Annotated in this window: 16 protein-coding genes; 11 read left to right on the top strand and 5 right to left on the bottom strand. The window is 70.8% G+C overall.

Going from position 1 to position 19,000, the window contains the following annotated elements; genetic code table 11:
* Positions 1-73: 73 nt before the first annotated feature.
* From DDV73_RS14610 to DDV73_RS14620, 3 genes are all read left to right on the top strand, one after another.
* Positions 74-781, top strand: coding sequence for a hypothetical protein (locus DDV73_RS14610; protein WP_109507992.1), 708 nt, complete (start codon positions 74-76; stop codon positions 779-781).
* Between the two features lie 78 nt (positions 782-859).
* Complete coding sequence (locus DDV73_RS14615; RefSeq protein ID WP_109507993.1) at positions 860-1,387, top strand: SigE family RNA polymerase sigma factor; 528 nt, start codon at positions 860-862, stop codon at positions 1,385-1,387.
* Entirely contained in the window at positions 1,384-2,595 is a 1,212-nt protein-coding gene (locus DDV73_RS14620) for a hypothetical protein (RefSeq protein ID WP_109507994.1), read from the top strand. Before DDV73_RS14615 ends, DDV73_RS14620 begins: the two co-directional genes overlap by 4 nt.
* Positions 2,596-2,670: 75 nt before the next feature.
* On the opposite strand, the gene guaB is transcribed toward DDV73_RS14620, so the two are convergent.
* The 3 genes from guaB to DDV73_RS27980 all read right to left on the bottom strand — a co-directional run bounded on the left by guaB (position 2,671) and on the right by DDV73_RS27980 (position 5,411).
* Positions 2,671-4,188 (bottom strand): IMP dehydrogenase, encoded by a 1,518-nt coding sequence (guaB, locus tag DDV73_RS14625; RefSeq protein WP_109507995.1) that lies wholly within the window; start codon positions 4,186-4,188, stop codon positions 2,671-2,673.
* 65 nt (positions 4,189-4,253) lie between these two features.
* On the bottom strand, positions 4,254-5,174 hold the full coding sequence (locus DDV73_RS14630; RefSeq protein ID WP_240617290.1) for a GNAT family N-acetyltransferase: 921 nt from the start codon (positions 5,172-5,174) through the stop codon (positions 4,254-4,256).
* A 96-nt stretch (positions 5,175-5,270) separates the two neighbouring features.
* Positions 5,271-5,411, bottom strand: coding sequence for a hypothetical protein (locus DDV73_RS27980; protein WP_154402769.1), 141 nt, complete (start codon positions 5,409-5,411; stop codon positions 5,271-5,273).
* Between the two features lie 224 nt (positions 5,412-5,635).
* Here DDV73_RS27980 and DDV73_RS14635 point away from each other — a divergent pair, with 224 nt between their 5' ends.
* The 5 genes from DDV73_RS14635 (at position 5,636) to DDV73_RS14655 (ending at position 12,369) form a co-directional block, all read left to right on the top strand.
* Complete coding sequence (locus tag DDV73_RS14635; protein WP_109507997.1) at positions 5,636-7,129, top strand: hypothetical protein; 1,494 nt, start codon at positions 5,636-5,638, stop codon at positions 7,127-7,129.
* A gap of 54 nt (positions 7,130-7,183) precedes the next feature.
* On the top strand, positions 7,184-7,708 hold the full coding sequence (locus DDV73_RS14640) for a SigE family RNA polymerase sigma factor (RefSeq protein WP_109507998.1): 525 nt from the start codon (positions 7,184-7,186) through the stop codon (positions 7,706-7,708).
* A complete protein-coding gene (locus DDV73_RS14645; protein ID WP_109507999.1) occupies positions 7,708-8,967 on the top strand; it encodes a hypothetical protein in 1,260 nt (419 codons plus the stop codon). The genes DDV73_RS14640 and DDV73_RS14645 overlap by 1 nt, the downstream gene beginning before the upstream one ends.
* A complete protein-coding gene (locus tag DDV73_RS14650; protein ID WP_109508000.1) occupies positions 8,964-10,559 on the top strand; it encodes a hypothetical protein in 1,596 nt (531 codons plus the stop codon). The genes DDV73_RS14645 and DDV73_RS14650 overlap by 4 nt, the downstream gene beginning before the upstream one ends.
* Positions 10,560-10,683: 124 nt before the next feature.
* Complete coding sequence (locus DDV73_RS14655) at positions 10,684-12,369, top strand: alkaline phosphatase (RefSeq protein WP_109508001.1); 1,686 nt, start codon at positions 10,684-10,686, stop codon at positions 12,367-12,369.
* A gap of 374 nt (positions 12,370-12,743) precedes the next feature.
* Here DDV73_RS14655 and DDV73_RS29190 read toward each other — a convergent pair whose 3' ends face one another.
* On the bottom strand, positions 12,744-13,460 hold the full coding sequence (locus DDV73_RS29190) for a VOC family protein (protein WP_240617291.1): 717 nt from the start codon (positions 13,458-13,460) through the stop codon (positions 12,744-12,746).
* A 70-nt stretch (positions 13,461-13,530) separates the two neighbouring features.
* The gene (locus tag DDV73_RS14665; RefSeq protein WP_109508003.1) at positions 13,531-14,388 is read right to left on the bottom strand and encodes a class I SAM-dependent methyltransferase; all 858 of its coding nucleotides are present in this window, start codon (positions 14,386-14,388) and stop codon (positions 13,531-13,533) included.
* Positions 14,389-14,504: 116 nt separating this feature from the next.
* Between DDV73_RS14665 and DDV73_RS14670 the strand changes: the two genes are divergently transcribed.
* From DDV73_RS14670 to DDV73_RS14680, 3 genes are all read left to right on the top strand, one after another.
* Positions 14,505-15,206, top strand: coding sequence for a winged helix-turn-helix transcriptional regulator (locus tag DDV73_RS14670; protein WP_109508004.1), 702 nt, complete (start codon positions 14,505-14,507; stop codon positions 15,204-15,206).
* A gap of 156 nt (positions 15,207-15,362) precedes the next feature.
* Positions 15,363-15,737, top strand: coding sequence for a hypothetical protein (locus DDV73_RS14675; protein ID WP_109508005.1), 375 nt, complete (start codon positions 15,363-15,365; stop codon positions 15,735-15,737).
* Positions 15,738-15,825: 88 nt separating this feature from the next.
* Positions 15,826-18,963, top strand: coding sequence for an AfsR/SARP family transcriptional regulator (locus DDV73_RS14680; RefSeq protein WP_161962406.1), 3,138 nt, complete (start codon positions 15,826-15,828; stop codon positions 18,961-18,963).
* The last annotated feature ends 37 nt before the right edge of the window (positions 18,964-19,000 follow it).

Raw genomic sequence — 19,000 nt, forward strand, 5'->3', positions numbered from 1 at the left:
CGAAACCCTAGTCGCTGGCAGGCTCGGGCCAGGACAGCAGACGCCGGGGTGAGCACGCCCTACGCTGACCCGCATGGCCCGTCCCTCCCCGAGCCAAGTTGCCGCCCTTGCTCTGGCCCTCCCGCTCGCCGCTTGCTCGACCGTCGACTCCGCAGACCTGCGCACCAGCGGCATCTACGCCCACATCCGGGTCGAGGCACGCTCGGCGGACTCCGAGGTGGCGGTAAGCCTCAGCGCGGGTGGCCTGACCAGCATCGAGCTGTCCGAGGGTGACGAGCTGGCGGTCGCCGGTGGCGGCGCGAAGGAGACCTTCGACCATCACAGTCTGCTCGGCAGCCACGGCTACACCGCCGTCCTCGACGGCCTCACCGAGCCGGACGAGGAGGTCGTGGTCACCCTGAAGCGCGACGACGATCCGTCGACCACGTCGCGGGTCCGGCTGCCGGAGCCGATCGAGGCCGGCGGGCCGCGGCGCGCGTCCCGGCGTGAGGACCTGCTGATCCGGGTCAACGACGGGCCCGGGACGATCCGGGTCTCGTGGGAGGGCGGCTGCGTGGCGCCGGGCGGCGACGAGGAGTACGCCGAGGGCGAGCCGGTCGTCGTACCCTCTGGCGCCCTGCGTCCCTACCAGGCCGAGACCGGCCAGCTGAAGCCGCCGAAGCGGTGCCTGGTCACCTTCACGGTGAGCCGGGTCCGCTCCGGATCGCTCGACGACGAGTTCAAGGGCGGCTCGATCGAGGCGGTACGCAGCACCTCGTTCGCGGTCCGCTCGGTGCCGTGACGTCGGTTGTGACGGCGGTTGTGACAACCGAACGGGCGGCCCGTTCCGTTCGTAGGCTATGAAGACACCGGAGCAACCGTGAGCAGCCGGGACGAGGCCTTCGCCGAGTTCTACAGCGCCGCCCACGCCCAGCTGTGCCGCACGGCGTACCTCCTCTGCGGCGACCCGCACCGGGCCGCCGACCTCGCCCAGGACGGCCTGATCAAGGTGTACGTCGCGTGGCCGCGGCTGACCCGCCAGGGAGGCGAGTTCGCCTACGCCCGCAAGGCGGTGGTGAGCGCCTTCCTCGACTCCCATCGCAAACGCTCCAACCACGAGCGGCCCGGCGACACCTCCGGCAGCGCCGAGGCCGAGGCGGACCACGCCGACGCGGTGGCCGACCGCGCCACGGTGCTGGGCGCGCTCATCGAGCTGCCCCAACAGCAGCGCGCCTGTGTCGTGCTGCGCTACTACGACGACCTGTCCGTCCGCGACACCGCGGCGGCGCTCGGCTGCACCGAGGGCACGGTGAAGAGCCACACCTCGCGAGCGCTGGAGCACCTGCGCAACACCCTCGGCGAGCACGCCGACAACCTGACCGCCCTGATCGAGAGGAGCCACCGATGACCCGCCTGCAGGACCTCCTGAGCAGGGAGGCCGCCGACTTCTCTCCCCGGGGCGACCTCGACGGCGCCCTCCGCGCCGGCCGCCGCCGGCTGCTGGTCCGCCGTACCGTCGGCGCAGGGGGAACGGCGGCACTCGCCGCCCTCCTGGTCGGCACCATCGTGCTGACGGCCACCAACGCGCCCGACCGTGCCGAGCCCGCCGGGCCGAAGCTGGGCGTCAAACTCTCGCTCGACGACGCGGCGCCGGCTCAGGAGGGCACCCACTACACCACCGTCCGCCCTGCGACCTCGGGTGCGATCGACGGATACAACACCGAACACGCCGCAATGCTGACCGACGACGGGCAGGTGATCGGGCGCGGCGACATGGTCACTCACCACCCGAAGGGCGGCATCAAGGAGCAACGGTCCCAGCTCATCCTCACCGACCCCACGACCGGGAGCAAGCGTCCCCTCCCGGAGTACTCCCCCCTCGTCGGCAGGCCGCTGCGGCTGGGGGTCGACAAGCTCTACTTCACGCAGTACGAGGGCACGCGGGTCGCCGTCTTCGACCGCTCGACGTGGACCTGGTCAACCGTGGAATGGAACCTCGCCAACGGATTCGAGTGGGAACTGGTGACCCTCGGTGCCGACAACCGGATCTGGCTGTGGGGCCGCGACGGGCCGGCCAGCCAGCTCGTCTCCGCTTCGCTCGAGGACCCCACGGACGTCCGGCAGGAGGCGTCGGGCACGTCCGGCGGCTACCCTGTCCCAGCGGGCACTTGGATCGTCATCACCCCAGCTGACTCCGAGTCAGGTACCCCGGCTGTTGCGATTAATACCGCCGACGGCACTCAGCGGACCCTCCCGCAGCTCAAGGGTGACTTGTGGACTCTTCTTCGCGGCAGGACCACCTTCCCGCTCCTCTTCCCCATTCCGCGCGACGATGGCTCGGATCTCGCCTTCCAGATCGACACTCTCGACGGCGCAGACGTGCTGACCCTGAGCACCGACGACTACCTGCAGCCGAACACGGGGAGTGAGCGATTCGTGGCCATCCGGCCAAACGACGCGATGGAGCCGGCGTACCTCTACGATCTCGAGGCCGGAAAGCTGTTCACCATGCCGGGCCGGGTGGCTGCGATCCAGGGCGACCGAGTCCTGATCGAGTACGTCCACGGGCCGGCCGGGGACCAGACCAAGGAGATCGAGGTCATCGACATGAACTAGCCGCCGGCCAAACAGAGACACGTGGGCGTGAGCCGAGAGGCTCACGCCCCGTTGCCCGTCGCTGTGGCCTGCGAGTCAGCGACCGGTGTAGTTGGGCGCCTCGACGGTCATCTGGACGTCGTGCGGGTGGCTCTCGTTGAGGGAGGCGGAGGTGATCCGCACGAAGCGGCCCTTCTCCTGCAGCTCGGGGATGGTGCTGGCGCCGATGTAGAACATCGACTGGTTGAGGCCGCCGATCAGCTGGTGGGCAACCGCGGAGAGCGGGCCTCGGTAGGCGACCTGGCCCTCGATGCCCTCGGGGATGATCTTGTCGTCGCTGGTGACCTCGGCCTGGAAGTAGCGGTCCTTGGAGTAGGACTTCTTGCCGCGGCTCGACATCGCGCCCATCGAGCCCATCCCGCGGTAGGCCTTGAACTGCTTGCCGTTGACCAGGATCAGCTCGCCCGGAGTCTCCTCGCAGCCGGCGAAGATCGAGCCCATCATCACCGTGTCGGCACCCGCGACGATCGCCTTGGCGATGTCACCGGAGTGCTTGAGGCCGCCGTCGGCGATCACGGGTACGCCGGCCGGCTTGCAGGCCAGCGCGGCTTCGTAGACCGCGGTGATCTGGGGTACGCCGCAGCCCGTCACGATCCGCGTCGTACAGATCGCACCCGGGCCGAAGCCGACCTTGACCGCGTCCGCGCCTGCGTCGACGAACGCCTGCGCGCCCGCACGGGTCGCGACGTTGCCGCCGATCACCTGGACGTGCTTGGTCGCGGGATCGGTCTTGAGCCGGCGCACCATGTCCAGCAGCATCCGGACATGGCCGTGGGCGGTGTCGGCGACCAGGACGTCGACGCCCGCCTCGATCAGTCGGCCGGCCCGCTCCCAGGCGTCGCCGAAGTAGCCGATCGCCGCGCCCACCATCAGCCGGCCGTCGGCGTCCTGGGAGGTATGCGGGAACTGCTCGTTCTTGACGAAGTCCTTGACCGTGATCAGCCCGCCGAGGCGACCGTCGGCGTCGACCAGCGGCAGCCGCTCGCGCTTGTACTTACGCAGCAGCAGCGTGGCCTCCTCCCGCGAGATCCCGACCGGGCCGGTGAACAGCGGCCCGGTGGTCATCACCTCGTCGACCTTGGTGGTCGCCCACTCGGCGACCGGGGTGAACCGCAGGTCGCGGTTGGTGATGATGCCGATCAGCTTGTTGTCGCTGTCGACGACCGGCAGCCCGGAGACGCGGTACTCGCCGCAGATCCGGTCCAGCTCCTCCAGCGTCGCGTCCGGGCCGATCGTGATCGGGTTGGAGATGATGCCGGTCTGCGTGCGCTTGACCAGGTCGACCTGGAGCGACTGGTCCTCGATCGAGAGGTTCCGGTGGAGTACGCCGATCCCGCCCTGCCGCGCCATCGCGATCGCCATCCGCGACTCGGTGACGGTGTCCATCGCCGCCGACACCAGCGGCACCCGGATCGACAGCTCGCGGGTGAGCCGGGAGGTGGTGTCGATCTGGTCCGGCGCGAGGTCCGAATGACCCGGAAGCAGCAGGACGTCGTCGTAGGTCAGGCCGAGCGAGGCGAACTTGTCGGGGACTCCAGCGGAGGTGTCGGTCATGGGGGCCTTCCACGCGGGGCGACGGGGTGCCAATCCTACCTATTCACCCATGTGGCAGCCCTAATTCACACGCGGGGCAGCGGCTTCAGGTCCCGGACCGGAATCCGCACGATCAGCTCGTGCCCGGCCATCCGGATCCGGCCGCGGAGTCCGGCTGACAGGACCACCGGCAGCACGGCTTGGTTGTCGGCGGCGGTGGTGAGCAGCAGCTCCTCGACACCGGTGCCGGCGGCCTGCCGGGCGACGTCGATCAGCAGCCTGGTCCCGATGCCGCGGCGCTGCCAGGCGGGGTCGACCCGCAGTGTGACCGGATGGACGCCGGGCTCCGGGCCGTCCTCGGCGACCACGGCCATCCCGACGATGGTGCCGTTGACCACCGCCAGGACCCGGCGGCCCTCGACGACGTACTCCGGATCGGCACCGAAGCCGACGCGTCGGCTCGGCGCCGGGGCGAGCGCATCATCGTCGGCGCGCGACCGGCCGAGGACGTCGCTGACCAGGTCGGCCATCGCGGCGCCGCGGGCATGCTCGGTGGCAGTGAACGGCGCGGTCCGGCGTACCTGCACCAGCACGTCGCCGACGGTCATGTCCATCACGTCGCGGACCGCCGCGAGCGGGTCCTCGTCGGGTCCGGTGACGGGGTCCGGCTCGGCGTCGAACAGCCGAGCCACGACCTCGGGGAAGCTCGCCGGCTGGGCCAGGATCGCCCGGGCGGCCTGCACATAGCGGGCCGGCTGGTCGACCAGGGCGTGCTCGGTGCACGGCGCACCGCTGACCGAGCGGCCACCGGCGGACTCGATCAGCTCCGCGAGGTCGGCCAGCCCCCAGCCCTCCGGCGTACGCAGGACCAGCTCGTCGGTCACCGCTTCGACGCCGGGGAAGATCTGCAGACCCAGGATGTTGACGCCCTCGTCGCCGCAGCGCTGCGCCAGCACAGCAAGCGAGCCGGGGCGGTCGGGCAGCGTCGTACGCACTCTCCACAGCATGAGCACTCCTTCGTCCGTGGTGGAGTGTCCAGCCTGGACGATGCTCGTTGCCGGGTCACTGCGTGGATGTTTCGGCTAGATGACCGCTGCAGTCAGCTAGAGGTCTCGTGAACCAGCCGGCAGCAGGCCGCGGACGGCGTCGAGCCAGCGAGACGTGGTCGAGCGCCGGTGCGTCGGCCGTGAGCGGCGTACCACCGGGCGCGTGCGGGTCTCGGTCGCGGTTGCGATGTGGTTCATCGATATCTCCTCGTTAATCGGGCCGGCATCAGGACGGTGATCCCGTCCTGATGCCGGCCTGGCCCTGCTCCCAACTCCCCAGGTTGATCCGTGGTGGGTGCCCGACCCTCTCCTCCGGGCACTCAGTAACTAGACAGTCGCGCTCGCCAGCCATGACGCGGTTCTTGAAGAAAGTTTTCGGAGCCTCCGGGCTGAACAAACAGCGACCTTCTAGGCTCCTTCATGTGAATGCTCGGGGGGCCGTCTGGATCGCGGCGGCTGCAGCCGCCCTGCTGCGCTATCCCGGCGCCTTCTGGCCGACGCGCGCCGACGAGGCGGGTTACCTCCTGGTGGCGCGGAGCTGGGATCCGCAGCCGGACAGCATGTACGGCGCGTACTGGGTGGACCGGCCGCCGCTGCTGATCGTGGTGAGCAAGGCCTCCGACGCGCTCGGCGGGCCGACCTTCCTGCGGGTCGTGGCGGCGGTGGGCGTGGCCCTGCTCGTCCTGGCCGCCGCCGGGTGCGCGCGGGTGGTCACCCGTGACGACAAGGTCGCGGCCTGGACCGCGGTGATCACGGCAGCGACCGTCAGCAGCGCGATGATCGACACCGTCGCCGCCAAGGGCGAGATCCTCGCGATCCCACTGATCGTGACCAGCATCTGGCTGGCGCTGCTCGCGCTCGACAGGGAGGGCGGCCGGGCGGTCTGGCTGGCGTTCGCCGCCGGGCTCAGCGCCACCTTGGCACTCGGCATGAAGCAGAACATGGCCTCCGGCCTGCTGTTCGGCGGCGTGCTCCTGGTCGCGGGCCGGATCGCCGGCCGGATCGACAACCGCGAGCTCGCCGCGCGCGGCGCCGCCGCGCTCGCGGGGGCAGCGGTCCCCGTGGTCGGCCTGGTCGCGTGGGCGCGCGCGACCGGCGTACACCTCGACACCGTCTGGTACGCCCTCTACGGCTTCCGCTCCGACGCACTCGAGGTGATCTCGACCCAGGACGCGTCGGCGCCGATGGAGCGCGGGCTGTTCCTCGCGCTGATCCTGATCGGGACCGGGCTGGTCTTCGTGAGCGGGCTGTTCGTGCTACGGCTCCGCGAGGTCTGGCACCTCGATCCGGTGGTGACCACCGCCGCGGTGTCGCTGCTGCTGTTCGACGGGCTGTCGCTGGCGCTCGGCGGCAGCTTCTGGCGGCCCTACCTGTTCGCGCTGATCCCGGGGACGATCGTGTTCGCGCTGCTGCTCCTCGGCGTCGAGGGGCGCACGGGGTGGCTGACGCGGCGGATCGCCGTCTTCGCGGCCGCCTCGTGCCTGGTCGCGTCGCTCGGCTGGGTGGTCAAGACCTTCGGCGGCCTCGACAACCCCGACCAGGCCGAGACCGGCGCCGCGATCGCCGAGGTGGCCCGGCCCGGCGACACGATCGTGTCGTTCGGCGGCCGGGCGGACCTGGTGCTGACCAGCGGCATGGAGTCGCCGTACCCGCACCTGTGGAGCCTGCCGATGCGCACCATGGACCCCGAGTACGACGACCTGATCTCGCTGCTCAGCGGCCCCGACCGGCCCACCTGGGTGGTCGAGCAGGCGCCGTTCGACGTCTGGAAGAAGGACGCCGGAGCCCGGCTGGCCACGCTCGTCGGCCGGCTCTATGACCAGCACGGCGTGGGCGTCGACTGCGAGAAGCGGGTCTTCCTGCGCCGGGGCATCGACCGCCCGCCCCTCGACAACGACTGCTCCGACGGAGACTGAGAAAGTCCGGCGGCGCATGCAACCGATCGGCCGGCTCACCTCGTTAGTGCCCTTATGAAGCGCGACGACGAGAGCTTCACGGAGTTCGCGGCGGTAGCCAGGCGCGGCCTGCGCAACACCGCGTACCTGCTGTGCGGTGACTGGGACCGCGCCTCCGACTTCGTCCAGGAGGGCCTGATCCGGGTGTACGTCGCGTGGCCGCGGCTCACCCGGAACGGCGGCGAGCACGCCTACGCCCGCCGGGCCGTGGTCAGCGCGTTCCTGGACGCAGCCCGGAAGCGCAGCAGCCGCGAGCTGCCCGCCGAGCCCGACCCGCACCTGAACACCGGCGTGGACCTGGCCGCGATCGTCGCCGAGACCGCAACCCTCAAGGAGGCCCTCCGCGAGCTGCCCGCACGGCAGCGCGCCTGCGTCGTACTCCGCTACTTCGAGGACCTCGACGTACGCGCCACGGCACAGGTGCTCGGCTGCAGCGAGGGCACCGTCAAGAGCCAGACCTCCCGCGCGCTGGCCACCCTCCGATCGATGTTCGACGACGCCTCGCTCGAGGAGCTCGTCGTGAGCGAAAGGCACGCGTGATGGTGAACGACCTCAGGCGGCTCCTGCGCGACAGCGTGACCGCACCGCCACCGGACCGGATGCGGATGACCGACGTGCTCGGCACCGGCAAGCGGAAGGTACGGCGCCGGCGCACGGCCGCGCTTGCCGGCGTGGCCGCCGCGGTGATCGGCATCGTCGGGCTCGCCGGCCTCGTCGGCGGCGGGATGTCCCCACGGCCGGACGACTCCTCGGTCGCCGACCGCAGCAACGACCCGGTCGGCCGGGTGCTGCGGCTGGACGACGCGGAGGCCGCCAAGGAGGGCCGCGACTACGACGTGCTCACCACGCAGACCAACGCCCACCTCGACCAGGAGAACGGCCAGTACTTCGACGGGTTCACCGACGACGGGCTGGTGTTCGTCCAGGACGGCCCCCGCGGCAAGGACTCCCGGGTCCGGTACGGGCTGCTCGACCCCGAGACCGGCATCAGGTCCTGGCTGCCCACCCCGCCGGTGCACCTGGAGCAACCGATCCACCTCGGCCGCTACCGCCTGCTGCTGCGCGCCGCCGCCGCGCCCGCCGGCGAGAACGGACCCGGCGTGTGGTCCTACGACCGGCGTACCCGGCAGTGGCGACACCTGGAGTGGCCGGACCTGCCCGCCGGAGCCGAGTACTCCGGCACCGTGCTCGGACCCGACAACCGCCTGTACGTCGGTCTGGCCAGCGGCTCGGACGGCGAGACCTTCGACCTGTGGTCGGTCGCGATCGACGACCCGGCCGACGTCCGCGACGAGAAGACCGAGGTGGGCGACTTCGACATCGCCGGGACCCGGCTGGTCTGGACCGACGTCTCCAGCAGACCGATCAGCAAGGTGACGGTCCGCGACCTCGAGACCGACGAGGAGGACAGCTTCGATCCGCAGTCCGGCGACCGCTGCAACCAGCTCGAGCTCCAGGCCACCGCGACCCGGATCGTGCTCACCGAGCACTGCGGGACCAAGGACCGGGTGCGCGACGACCGGATCCAGGTCGTGGACTACGACGGCGAGCCGGTGCTGACGGTGCGCGGCGACGGCTCGGACATCGCACAGGCGGGCGACGACCGGCTGCTGGTCGACTCCTACGGACCGAAGCCGGGCAGCTACCTGTACCGCTTCGACACCGGGGACTGGCTGCGGGTGACCGAGGAGACCTCGCGCTACGGCCTGATCAACGACGCCTGGGCGGACCTGCAGACCTGGCACACCCCCGCCAACGGCTGGAGGGGCGCCAAGCAGTGGGTCGTGAGGCTCAAGTGAACGACCTCCACCTCAACCAGCCGCGGCGCGCGACGCTCGCGCCCACGCTGACCACGCTTCCGGGCGCGGTCTGGACCGCCGCCGTACTCGCCGGGCTGCTGCGACTGCCCGGCCTGCTGTGGCCGATCCGTCCCGACGAGGCCGGGTTCACGCTGGTCGCCCGGGCGTGGGACCCCCGGTCCGACAGCATGTTCGGCGACTACTGGGTCGACCGGCCGCCGCTGGTGATCGCGCTGGTGAAGGCGGCCGACGCCGTGGGCGGGGCCTACTTCCTGCGGGCGGTCACCGCGCTCGCGTGCGTCTGGCTGGTGGTCGCGGCCGGCCAGACCGCGCGGCTGATCGCCGGCGACCGCGCTGGTGACCGTGCTGGTGATCGGGCGGCCATCTGGTCCGCCGTCGCCACGGCCGCGCTGACCAGCAGCGCCCTGATCGACCCGGTCGTCGCGAAGGGCGAGATCCTCGGCATCCCGCTGGTCGTCACCAGCTTCGGGCTGGCCCTGCTCGCGCTCCGCCAGGAGTCGCCGGCGCTCGCGGCGGCCGCCGGCCTGGTCGCGACCACCGCTCTCGGGCTGAAGCAGAACATGGTCGGCGGCCTGGTCTTCGGCGGCGTACTCCTGCTCGCGGCGTGGCTGACCGGCCAGATCCCGCGGACGACGTTCCGGCGGCTGGCACGGGCGGCCGCGGCCGGCGCCGCCGTCCCGGTGCTGGCCACGGTGGCGTGGGCGGTCGGCTCCGGGGTCCGCCTCGATGCGCTGTGGTACGCCGTGTTCGGCTTCCGCGGAGACGCCTTCGCGGTGATCGCGTCCGGACCGGCCGGAGCCCCGCACGCCCGGGCCTGGCAGATGGTCGGCATCGTGCTGCTCAGCGGGCTCGCCTGGATCCTCGCCGGTTTCCTGACCCGGCTCGGTGCCGCCTGGCGGCTCGACCGCACCGTCACGGCGGCGACGCTGGCGGTGATCCTGGTCGACACAGCGGGCCTGGTGCTGGGCGGCAGCTACTGGCGGCCGTACCTGTTCCTGCTGCTGCCGGGCGCCGCCCTGTGCGTCGCGCTCTTCGCCGGGCTCGACACGCGCGAGGGCGCGGCGATGCGGACCGGTGTCGTCGGCGCTGTGTTCTCGTGCGGGGTTTCGTGGGTGATCTTGGCGCTGGCGGCCACCGGCGGCGCCGTCAAGCCGAGCGAGTACTACACCGGCGAGGCGGTGCGCGGCGCGGCCGTCCCGGGCGACACCCTGGTCGTCTTCGGCGGCCGGGCCGACATCCAGTACGCCTCCGGCCTCTCCTCGCCGTACCCGTACCTGTGGAGCCTGCCGATGCGGACCCGCGACCCCGACCTCGCCGAGCTCCGCACGGTGCTCGCGGGCGACGATGCTCCGACCTGGATCGTGGAGTGGGTCGACTTCCACGCCTGGGAGACGCCGGGCGCCGACGCGCTCGAGCGGATGGTGCACGCGCGGTACGACGTACACGGCCTGGGCTGCGACGACCGGCCCATCTATCTGCGCCGAGGCGTGATCCGCCCGCCGCTCGTCCTCGACTGCGACCAGCCGTGGAGCTGGCGAGGCCGCGCCGCTCAGGTCGTGTCCGTGGGCTGAGCCGCCTTCTTCTGCCGGAGATGCCCACTGGTCACCCGCCGGTCGCGCTGCAGACAGGCTGCGCACCGCTCGTGGCCCCTCGCTGCCGCGAGCATGCGGCTGTCAGCAGAGGAAAGGAAAGCTCGTGTACCGAAACAAGCGCACCATCGCCACCACCGGCGCCCTGGCCTGTCTCCTCGCGGTCGGCACCGTTGCCGCGACCGCCGTCATCCCGGCTCCGGCTCCGGTCGAGCCGGGCTTCACCAACGACCGCTCCGCCACCCTCGCCAAGCAGATCAAGTCGGCCAAGCCGCGCAACGTCATCCTGATCATCGGCGATGGCATGGACGACTCGATCATCACCGCCGCCCGCAACTACGAGCTCGGCGCCGACGGCCGCTTCAAGGGCCTGGACGCGCTGCCGTTCACCGGCGCGATGACCACCCACGGCCTCAAGGTCGGCCCAGGTCCGGACTACCAGATCGCCTACGTCTCCGACTCCGCCCCGACCGCCAGCGGCTGGTCGACCGGGAAGAAGACCGTCGACGGTCGCCTGTCGCAGGGCCCGAGCACGGCGGCGGAGGTCCCGGGGACCGACTACGAGACGGTGCTGGAGAAGTACAAGAAGGCCGGCAAGCGGGTCGGCAACATCACCACCTCCGAGATCACCGACGCCACCCCGGCCGCTGCCGGCGCGCACATCAACGCGCGCGGCTGCCATGGCCCGACCGACATGGCGGCCTGCGCCTCCGCGCGGAAGTCGGCCGGCGGCAAGGGCTCCATCGCCGAGCAGCTGGTCGACAACAAGATCGACGTACTCATGGGTGGCGGCAAGAACCGCTACAACCAGGCCACCGACGCCGGCCCGACCGCGCTGGCCTACGCCCAGGCCCAGCACAAGTACCGCCTGGTCGAGGACAAGGCTGCTCTCGACGGCATCACCTCGCTCGAGGACGGTCCGGTGCTCGGCCTGTTCGCCGGCGGCAACATGACCCCGCGCTACCAGCCGCTGGTCGCCACCGCCCCGCCCGGCGCGGGCAGCGACACCACAAAGTGCCAGGACGCCGACCGCGGCAACCAGCCCGACCTGTCCGCGATGACCGACAAGGCGATCAAGCTGCTCGACAACCCGAAGGGCTTCTTCCTCCAGGCCGAGTCCGCAATGATCGACAAGCAGGAGCACGCCTCGGACATCTGCGGCGCGATCGGTGACCTCCGCGAGCTCGACGAGGTCGTCCAGGTGGCTCTGAAGTTCCAGGAGAAGAACCCCGACACCCTGATCGTGGTCACCGGCGACCACGCGCACTCCACGCAGATCGTCGGCGGTAACACCGACGGCAAGCAGACCGCGACGATCCAGACCGCCGACGGCGACCCGATGACGGTGGCCTACTCCACCAGCGACGTCGGCTCCGACCACACCGGCACCCAGATCCGGGTCGCCGCGTCCGGTCCGCAGGCCGCCAACGTCACCGGCGTGATCGACCAGACCGACCTGTTCCGGACCCTGCTCGGACGGAGCCCGAGCAGCCTGCCCGGCCCGCCGGCGGCGAAGCCGTCGATCAGCGTGGTCGCGGCCGGCCAGATCAGCAAGAGCAAGCTGGCCCGCCCGGGCCTGCCGATCGCCGTCGCCGCCTCGGCGGGTAGGACGGTGCTGGTCAAGCTGGTCCAGAACCTCCGGACCCTGGCCAGCAAGCGGATCGGCAAGAACGGCGGCATCCTGACCCTCCGCTCCGGCGTGGCCAAGGTGGGCAAGGTGACCGTCGTCGCCAAGGTCACCGGCGCCGGTGGCACCGCCACCGCCACCCGAACCATCAAGGTCACCCGCTAACCCACCCGGCCCGTCTCGACGCACCAGAACGCCGACCCGGCCCGTCTCGACGCACCAGGACGCCGACCCGGCCCGTCTCGACGCACCAGGACGCCGACCCGGCCCGTGTTGACGCACCAGGACGCTGACCCGGCCCGTGTTGACGCGCTTGATGTCAACACGGGCCGGGTGGGCTGACGAGCGCGAAGCGGTTTTCAGCCCACCCGGGGCTCCGCTGGCGGCGGTCTCTCAGGTCAAGACGGGCCGGGTGGGCTGACGAGCGCGAAGCGGTTTTCAGCCCACCCGGGGCTCCGCTGGCGGCGGTCTCTCAGGTCAAGACGGGCCGGGTCAGCGTTCTCATGCGTCGATACGGGCCGGGTCGTGTGGCTTCTAGGTCAGCCCGGGGTGAGGACGCAGAACTCGTTTCCCTCCGGGTCGGCGAGGACGTTCCACGCCGCATCGCCTTGGCCGACGTCGGCGTCGGTGGCGCCCAGGGCGTGCAGCCGGGCCACCTCTGCCGATTGATCGTCGCCGGGATACGGCCTCAAGTCGAGATGGACACGGGTCCAGACACTCCCCGCGTCGGGCGTGCGCACGAACTCCAGATACGGCCCGACACCCTGGGCCGAACGCAGCCTCGCGTGATCGTCGGTCACCTCGTGCACGGCCCAGTCCGTCGCCTCGCCCCAGAACTCGGCCATGGCCCGCGGATCCGCGCAGTGGACCACCGCAGCGGCGATCGGGCCGGTGTCCTGGTAGATCGGTCGAGGCTCCAGGACGCAAAACACGTTGCCCTCCGGATCGGCCAGAACCTCCCACGGCACGTCGCCCTGGCCCACGTCGGCGGATGTCGCACCGAGCTCCCTCAGGCGTGCGACCAGCTCCGCCTGATGGTCCACCGAGGTGGTGGCGAGATCGAGGTGTGCGCGGTACTTCACCGTTTCCGGATCCGGGACGGTGACGACATCGACGAACAGGACCCTGGGGTCGGGGTAGTCGAGGCCCGCGGGCTCGACGTTGGTCACGCTGGGTCCCTCGCTGGAGACGCCCCAGCCGAGTGCCGCCGCCCAGAACCCGCCGAGTGCCGCGTCGTCCCGGGCCTTGAAGTTCACCTGGACAAGTCTCAGAGCCATGACAACCGACCCTATGTCCACGCACCTCCGGAACAGGTCGCCGCCCAGGTCAGCAAGTCCCGCTGACGACCAGCATCTCGCAGGGGCTGTCGAAACCGTCCGGTCCTTCGAACTGGGTGAGCTGCTCGGTGATCTCCGCCCACGCGCGCTCCTGGCCGGCCTGGTCGACCTTCGAGAGCATCTGCCCGAGCGCGCCGAACGACTCACGCTCGAACCGCACGCACTCGGCGGCGCTGGCCAGCCGGAACGGGGAAGGTACGGCGGTCACCGTGACGTCGGTGAGCCCGGCGTCGAGGAAGGCCTGCTCCGCGACACCCGGCGCCCCGAGGCTGAACGGCCCGGGCTGGCCCGGCAGCGGCGGCGGGAGCTCGGCGATCCGGCGGATGATCCCGACCGGGATCGAGAAGAACGGGTTGCGGTCGGCCGTGGAGTAGACCACCGCCGAGACCCGGCCACCCGGGCGAAGCGCGCGGCACATCTCGGCGAGGGCCGCCTGCTGGTCGGGGAAGTAGATCAGCCCGACCCGGGAGATCGCGGCGTCGAAGCTGCCTGCCTCCACCGCCGACAGGTCCTCGCCGTCGGCCTCGAGCGTGTCGACGTTCGCCAGTTCGGCCTCGGTCGCGGCGGCCGCGGCGTACTCAAGGATCGTCGGTGAGATATCGGTCGCCAGCACCCGGCCGCTCGGACCGACGGCCCGTGCCGCGACGAGGGTCTGGCCGCCGGCGCCGGCCGCGACGTCGAGCACGCGGCTACCGGTCGTGACCCCGGCGTCGCGGAGCATCGTGTCGGTGGCCAGTCCGAGCCAGCTCTCGATCGTGGGGCCCCAGCGATCCCAGGCGTCGGCGGCGGCCTCCCACTGGGCGCGCGTCGTCTGCTTGAAGCCGACGGGATCGAAGGTGACAGTCATGGTGGTTCCTCTCCTTGGACGTTTCCTCAAGCGTCGTCCGCGAAGGAACCTGCTCCCAGTGCTGGATCTGGACCCAACTGGTACAACTTCTGAACCGCCGGATGCACAATGAACGGATGCGTGACTACGGCCAGTACTGCCCGGTGGCGCTGGCGAGCGCGGTGCTCGCCGACCGCTGGACGCCGTTGATCGTGCGCGAGCTGATCCTGGGCAGCCGCCGCTTCAACGACATCGACCGCGGACTACCCGGCATCTCCCGGAGCCTGCTTATGCAGCGGCTGCGGCACCTCGAACGCAAGGGCGTGCTCGAGCGGGTGCCGATCACCGGCGGCCGCGGCCACGAGTACCAGCTCACGCCGGCCGGCCGGGACCTCGAGGTCGTGATCATGTCGATCGGCGAATGGGCGGTGCGCTGGATGTTCGCCGAGCCGGAGCCTCAGGACGTCGACCCGGTCACCCTGATCTGGTGGCTGTCGCGCCGTCTGGACCACGATCGACTGCCCGGGCAGCGAGTCGTGATCGAGTTCGACTTCCAGGCCGACACCGGCACCGACCCGACCACTCTCTGGCTGATCCTCGAACGCCACGATGCCTCGGTCTGCACCCAGCATCCCGGCTTCGACTCCGAGGTGATCGTGCGGAGTACGCCGGTCAACCTGATGCGGGTCTTCTCCGGGATCACCACCCTGCCCAAGGCCACCGCTGCGGGCACGGTCACGGTTGCCGGCCCACCGCGACTGACCCGCGACCTGCAGACGTGGTTCCTCTGGAGCCCGTTCGCACCCGCGGTACGGGCGCGCGCGGCCATTCAGAAATGACAGCCGCCACCTGGGCGGGATCCTCGCGGCGACCCCCATGGCGGCCTGACTGACTGACTGACGCCGGCGGAAAGCGAGCGAAGAGCGACTGGAGAGCACCTCCAGGAACCATCGCACCATGAAGAGAACTGTGCTGGCGGAGATGGAGCTGGTCAGATGAGCGAGTCGAACAAGATCACGCTGTGGGTCCTGGCGTGGCTCGGTCTTGGCGGGATCATCGGCTCAGCGGTGACGCAGCTGGGCGTGCCCTCGTTCGTTGCGATGCCGGCCGGGTGGTTCCTCGGAAGCCTCCTGTTCTACGCGGTCCAGCGGAACATTTTCGTGCTGGTCGTCAGCCTGGTGCTGACGGCGATCCTGGCGGTCTGCCTGGTCATGATCGAGCTCGAGGCGCCCTCGGCCGTGACCGGCGGGGTGCTGATCGGATCGATCATCGGACTGCCCACGTTGTTCCTGATCTGGGCGATGGTCTCGACCGGCCGCTCCGACCGGCGCACCGAGGCCGCCGAGGCCGCCGAGGCCGACCTGGGCTAACCCTCACCCCGCGGCGTCGGCCTCCGATCGGGTGTCCGGAGGCCGACCGTTCGGCGCACGGAACCCTCGACCATGCATGATGACGCCCGTGGAGTCGGTGCGATTCGAGGTGCTGGGTACGCCGCGCGTCACCGTGGCCGGCACGGAGCTCGCCATCGGTGGCCGGCGGCAGCGGGTCGTCCTCGCCCTGCTGCTCGCGCAGCCCAACCGCTCGGTCAGCGTGGACGCTCTGATCGACGCGACCTGGTCGGGTGAGCCACCTGGCACCGCGAGGGAGCAGATCCAGACCGCGGTGTGGAAGCTGCGGCGAGTCCTGGGTGCAGAGCGGGTGGTCAGCGCGGGCGCCGGGTACCGGCTGCGGGTCGAGACCGGCGAGCTCGACGCGGAGGAGTTCGCCGCACTGGTCGAGAGCGCGACGACGAAGACAGACGCGAGCGAACGCGCGGCCATGCTCGACGTGGCACTCGGAATGTGGCGCAGCGAGACGGCGTACGACGGCCTCGTCGACGTCGAGCCGCTCTTCGCCGGGTCCCGTCGGCTCGACGAGCGGCGGCTTCACGCCTTCCAGGAACGAATCCGCGCCGACCTCGACTGCGGACGGGCCGAGCAAGTCGTCGACGAGATCGAAGCGGTCGCGAACGAGCACCCGCTCCGCGAGCAGCTGATCGAGCTCTGGATGCGGGCGCTGTACCAGGCCGGGCGGCGGGCGGACGCGCTGACGGCGTACGCCGTGGCGCGGGACCGGCTCGCTGACGCCACCGGGCTCGATCCGGGGCCGGCACTGCAAGAATTGCAGGCCGCGATCCTCGCCGACGACCCACGGCTGGCGGAGACTCGGCCGGGACCTATGGTCATCGTACCCGCCCAGCTTCCGCCGGCGACCGCGGACTTCGTCGGTCGGACCGAGACGATGGCTGCGCTCGACCGGCTGCTGCTCGATGCGCGCCGAGTAGCTGCACCGGTCGCTGTGGTCAGTGGCCCACCCGGTGTCGGCAAAACCACCCTCGCGGTGCAATGGGGTCACCTCCACCGGGACCGCTTTCCGGACGGCCAGCTCGTGGTCAACCTCCGCGGCTTCGACCGAGCGCTTCCCGCCGAGCCGCTGGAGGCGCTGGCCTCCTTCCTGCGCGCACTGGGTACCCCGGAAGAGCAGATCCCGCCCGACACGGAGGATGCGGCCGCCCGCTACCGCTCGCTGCTCGCCGACCGCGCGCTCCTCGTCGTACTCGACAACGCGGCAAGTGCCGATCAGGTGCGGCCACTGCTGCCCGGCTCCGCGAACTGCGCCACGCTGATCACGAGCCGCGAGACACTGACCGGACTGGTCGCCCACCACGGCGCCCGGGTGGTCGGGGTGGACATGCTCGACGCAGACGAGTCCGAGGAACTGCTCGAGCGGATGCTCGGAGCCAACCGCGTAGCCGCCGAGCCCGAGGGGGCCGAGATGCTCGCCGTTGAGTGCGACCACCTCCCACTGGCCCTGCGCATCGCCGCCGCCAACCTCGCCGTCAACCCGCACGACCTGATCGCCGACCATGCGGCCCGGCTCGGGGAGGAGGGGCTGGATGCCTTGAGCGTCGATGCCGACAATCCGGGCGCGGTGGCGGCCGCGTTCAGCCAGTCGTACGCCGCGCTGGACGCGCCGGCTCAGCGGATGTTCCGGATCCTCGGTCTGTTCCCTGGGCCTGACTTCACGTCGTACGCCGTCGGCGCCCTCGCCGACCTGGCACCAAAGGCCGCCCGCCGCCTTCTTGACCGCCTCGCCGCCGCTCACATGATCCGCCCCGTCACGTCCGACCGCTTCGCCTTCCACGACCTGCTCCACCGCTACGCCGGCAGGCTCGCCGACTCGGAGGAATCCGCTGGCGAGCGCGAGGCCGCTCGACGACGCCTCCTCGACTGGTACGGACACAGCATGCGGGCCGTGGCCGAGCATCTCAGTCCGTCCGCCGTCTTGCTGCCGCTGCCTACCCAGGGTGACCTGCCCGTGCCCTTCAACGACGCAGCTCGAGCCGATCGCTGGGTGCAGGACGAGGTCGCGAATGTGACAGCCACCGCGCGGCTGGCCGCCGACATGGGCGATGCGCGCACGGCCGTAGCCCTGCCGACGACGCTGGCCACCAGGTACTGGTTGGCCCGCCACGCACCCGAGTGGCTCACCATGGTGGAGATCGCCGATCGTGCCAGCGAACACAGCGAGGACCGCTGGGCTCGCGCAGCCCTCCTGCGCGTCCAAGGGATCTACCAGCTCCTGGACGGAGACCAACGGTTGGCTCCGGAGTTGTTCGCCAAGTCGCTGGACCTGGTTCGCCTGAGCGGCTGGACCGACCTGGAGCCGATCGCGCTCTCCAGCCTGGGCGGCGCGCAGGCAAAGGTGGGCGACTACTCCGCCGCGATGGAGACGTTCCGGATGGCCGTGCAACGCGGACGAACCACTGAGAACGGCCACGGGCTGTTTCTCGCGCTGCACAACCTCAGCCTTGTGGAGGGCTGGCTGGGAGAGCTTGGCAATGCCGTCGAGCATGCGCGAGAGGCCGTGCCGCTCGCGCGCACTAGCAATCGACCCAACAGCAAGCCAACCGGCGAGGAGCTCCTCGCCGAGCTCCTGGTCATGCGCGGCGAGTACGCCGAGGCAGCACAGCTTGTCGATGACGCGATCGCGGGCTTTCGGGAAGCGGGCGACATCTTCGGCGAGGTCATGACCCTCAACACCCGGGCCCGCCTGCTCCTGGGCCGCGGTTGCCACAACGAGGCTCGGAACCTCTCGGCGTCCAACCTGGCGCTAGCCCGCACGGGTGAATTCGCAGACCTTCAGACGACCATTCTGGCGACCTTGGGCCGGGCTCACCTCGAAGTAGGTGACCTCCCCGAGGCCCGCACATCTTTCGAGCTGGCCGCCACGATGGCCTCCGAGTCGGGCGGGCTACTCCACGAACTCGAAGCCGCGCTCGGGCTCGCCTCGGTGGCCGTCCTCGCCGGGCAGCCGACCGCGGCGCGCGACCGGGCGCTCAACGTGTTGCAGCGGGCGCGAAGGCACGGGCTTCGCCGGCACGAGACCAATGCCCTGGTCGTGATCTCGCAATCCCTTCTGGCCGACGGTGACCGCGCAGACGTGCTCCGATCCGCTCGGTCGGCGTACCACCTGATGCAGCAGACCGGTGACCGCACCCACCTCGCCGCCGTACACGCGGTCCTCGCGGAGCTCGGCTACATCGTCCCCGCATAGCCCGACTCCCCGGCCAAGGCTGGTCACGCCAGGCGGC

This window comes from Nocardioides speluncae (genome assembly GCF_003121585.1).
Taxonomy (GTDB): Bacteria; Actinomycetota; Actinomycetes; order Propionibacteriales; family Nocardioidaceae; genus Nocardioides; species Nocardioides speluncae.

Excerpts from the sequence above, each read along its gene's own strand:
- DDV73_RS14610 (WP_109507992.1), top strand. The coding sequence starts at position 74 with ATGGCCCGTCCCTCCCCGAGCCAAGTTGCCGCCCTTGCTCTGGCCCTC.
- DDV73_RS14665 (WP_109508003.1), bottom strand. The coding sequence starts at position 14,388 with ATGACTGTCACCTTCGATCCCGTCGGCTTCAAGCAGACGACGCGCGCC.
- guaB (WP_109507995.1), bottom strand. The coding sequence starts at position 4,188 with ATGACCGACACCTCCGCTGGAGTCCCCGACAAGTTCGCCTCGCTCGGC.
- DDV73_RS14675 (WP_109508005.1), top strand. The coding sequence starts at position 15,363 with ATGAGCGAGTCGAACAAGATCACGCTGTGGGTCCTGGCGTGGCTCGGT.
- DDV73_RS14645 (WP_109507999.1), top strand. The coding sequence starts at position 7,708 with ATGGTGAACGACCTCAGGCGGCTCCTGCGCGACAGCGTGACCGCACCG.
- DDV73_RS14640 (WP_109507998.1), top strand. The coding sequence starts at position 7,184 with ATGAAGCGCGACGACGAGAGCTTCACGGAGTTCGCGGCGGTAGCCAGG.
- DDV73_RS14670 (WP_109508004.1), top strand. The coding sequence starts at position 14,505 with ATGCGTGACTACGGCCAGTACTGCCCGGTGGCGCTGGCGAGCGCGGTG.
- DDV73_RS14630 (WP_240617290.1), bottom strand. The coding sequence starts at position 5,174 with ATGCTGTGGAGAGTGCGTACGACGCTGCCCGACCGCCCCGGCTCGCTT.
- DDV73_RS27980 (WP_154402769.1), bottom strand. The coding sequence starts at position 5,411 with ATGAACCACATCGCAACCGCGACCGAGACCCGCACGCGCCCGGTGGTA.
- DDV73_RS14620 (WP_109507994.1), top strand. The coding sequence starts at position 1,384 with ATGACCCGCCTGCAGGACCTCCTGAGCAGGGAGGCCGCCGACTTCTCT.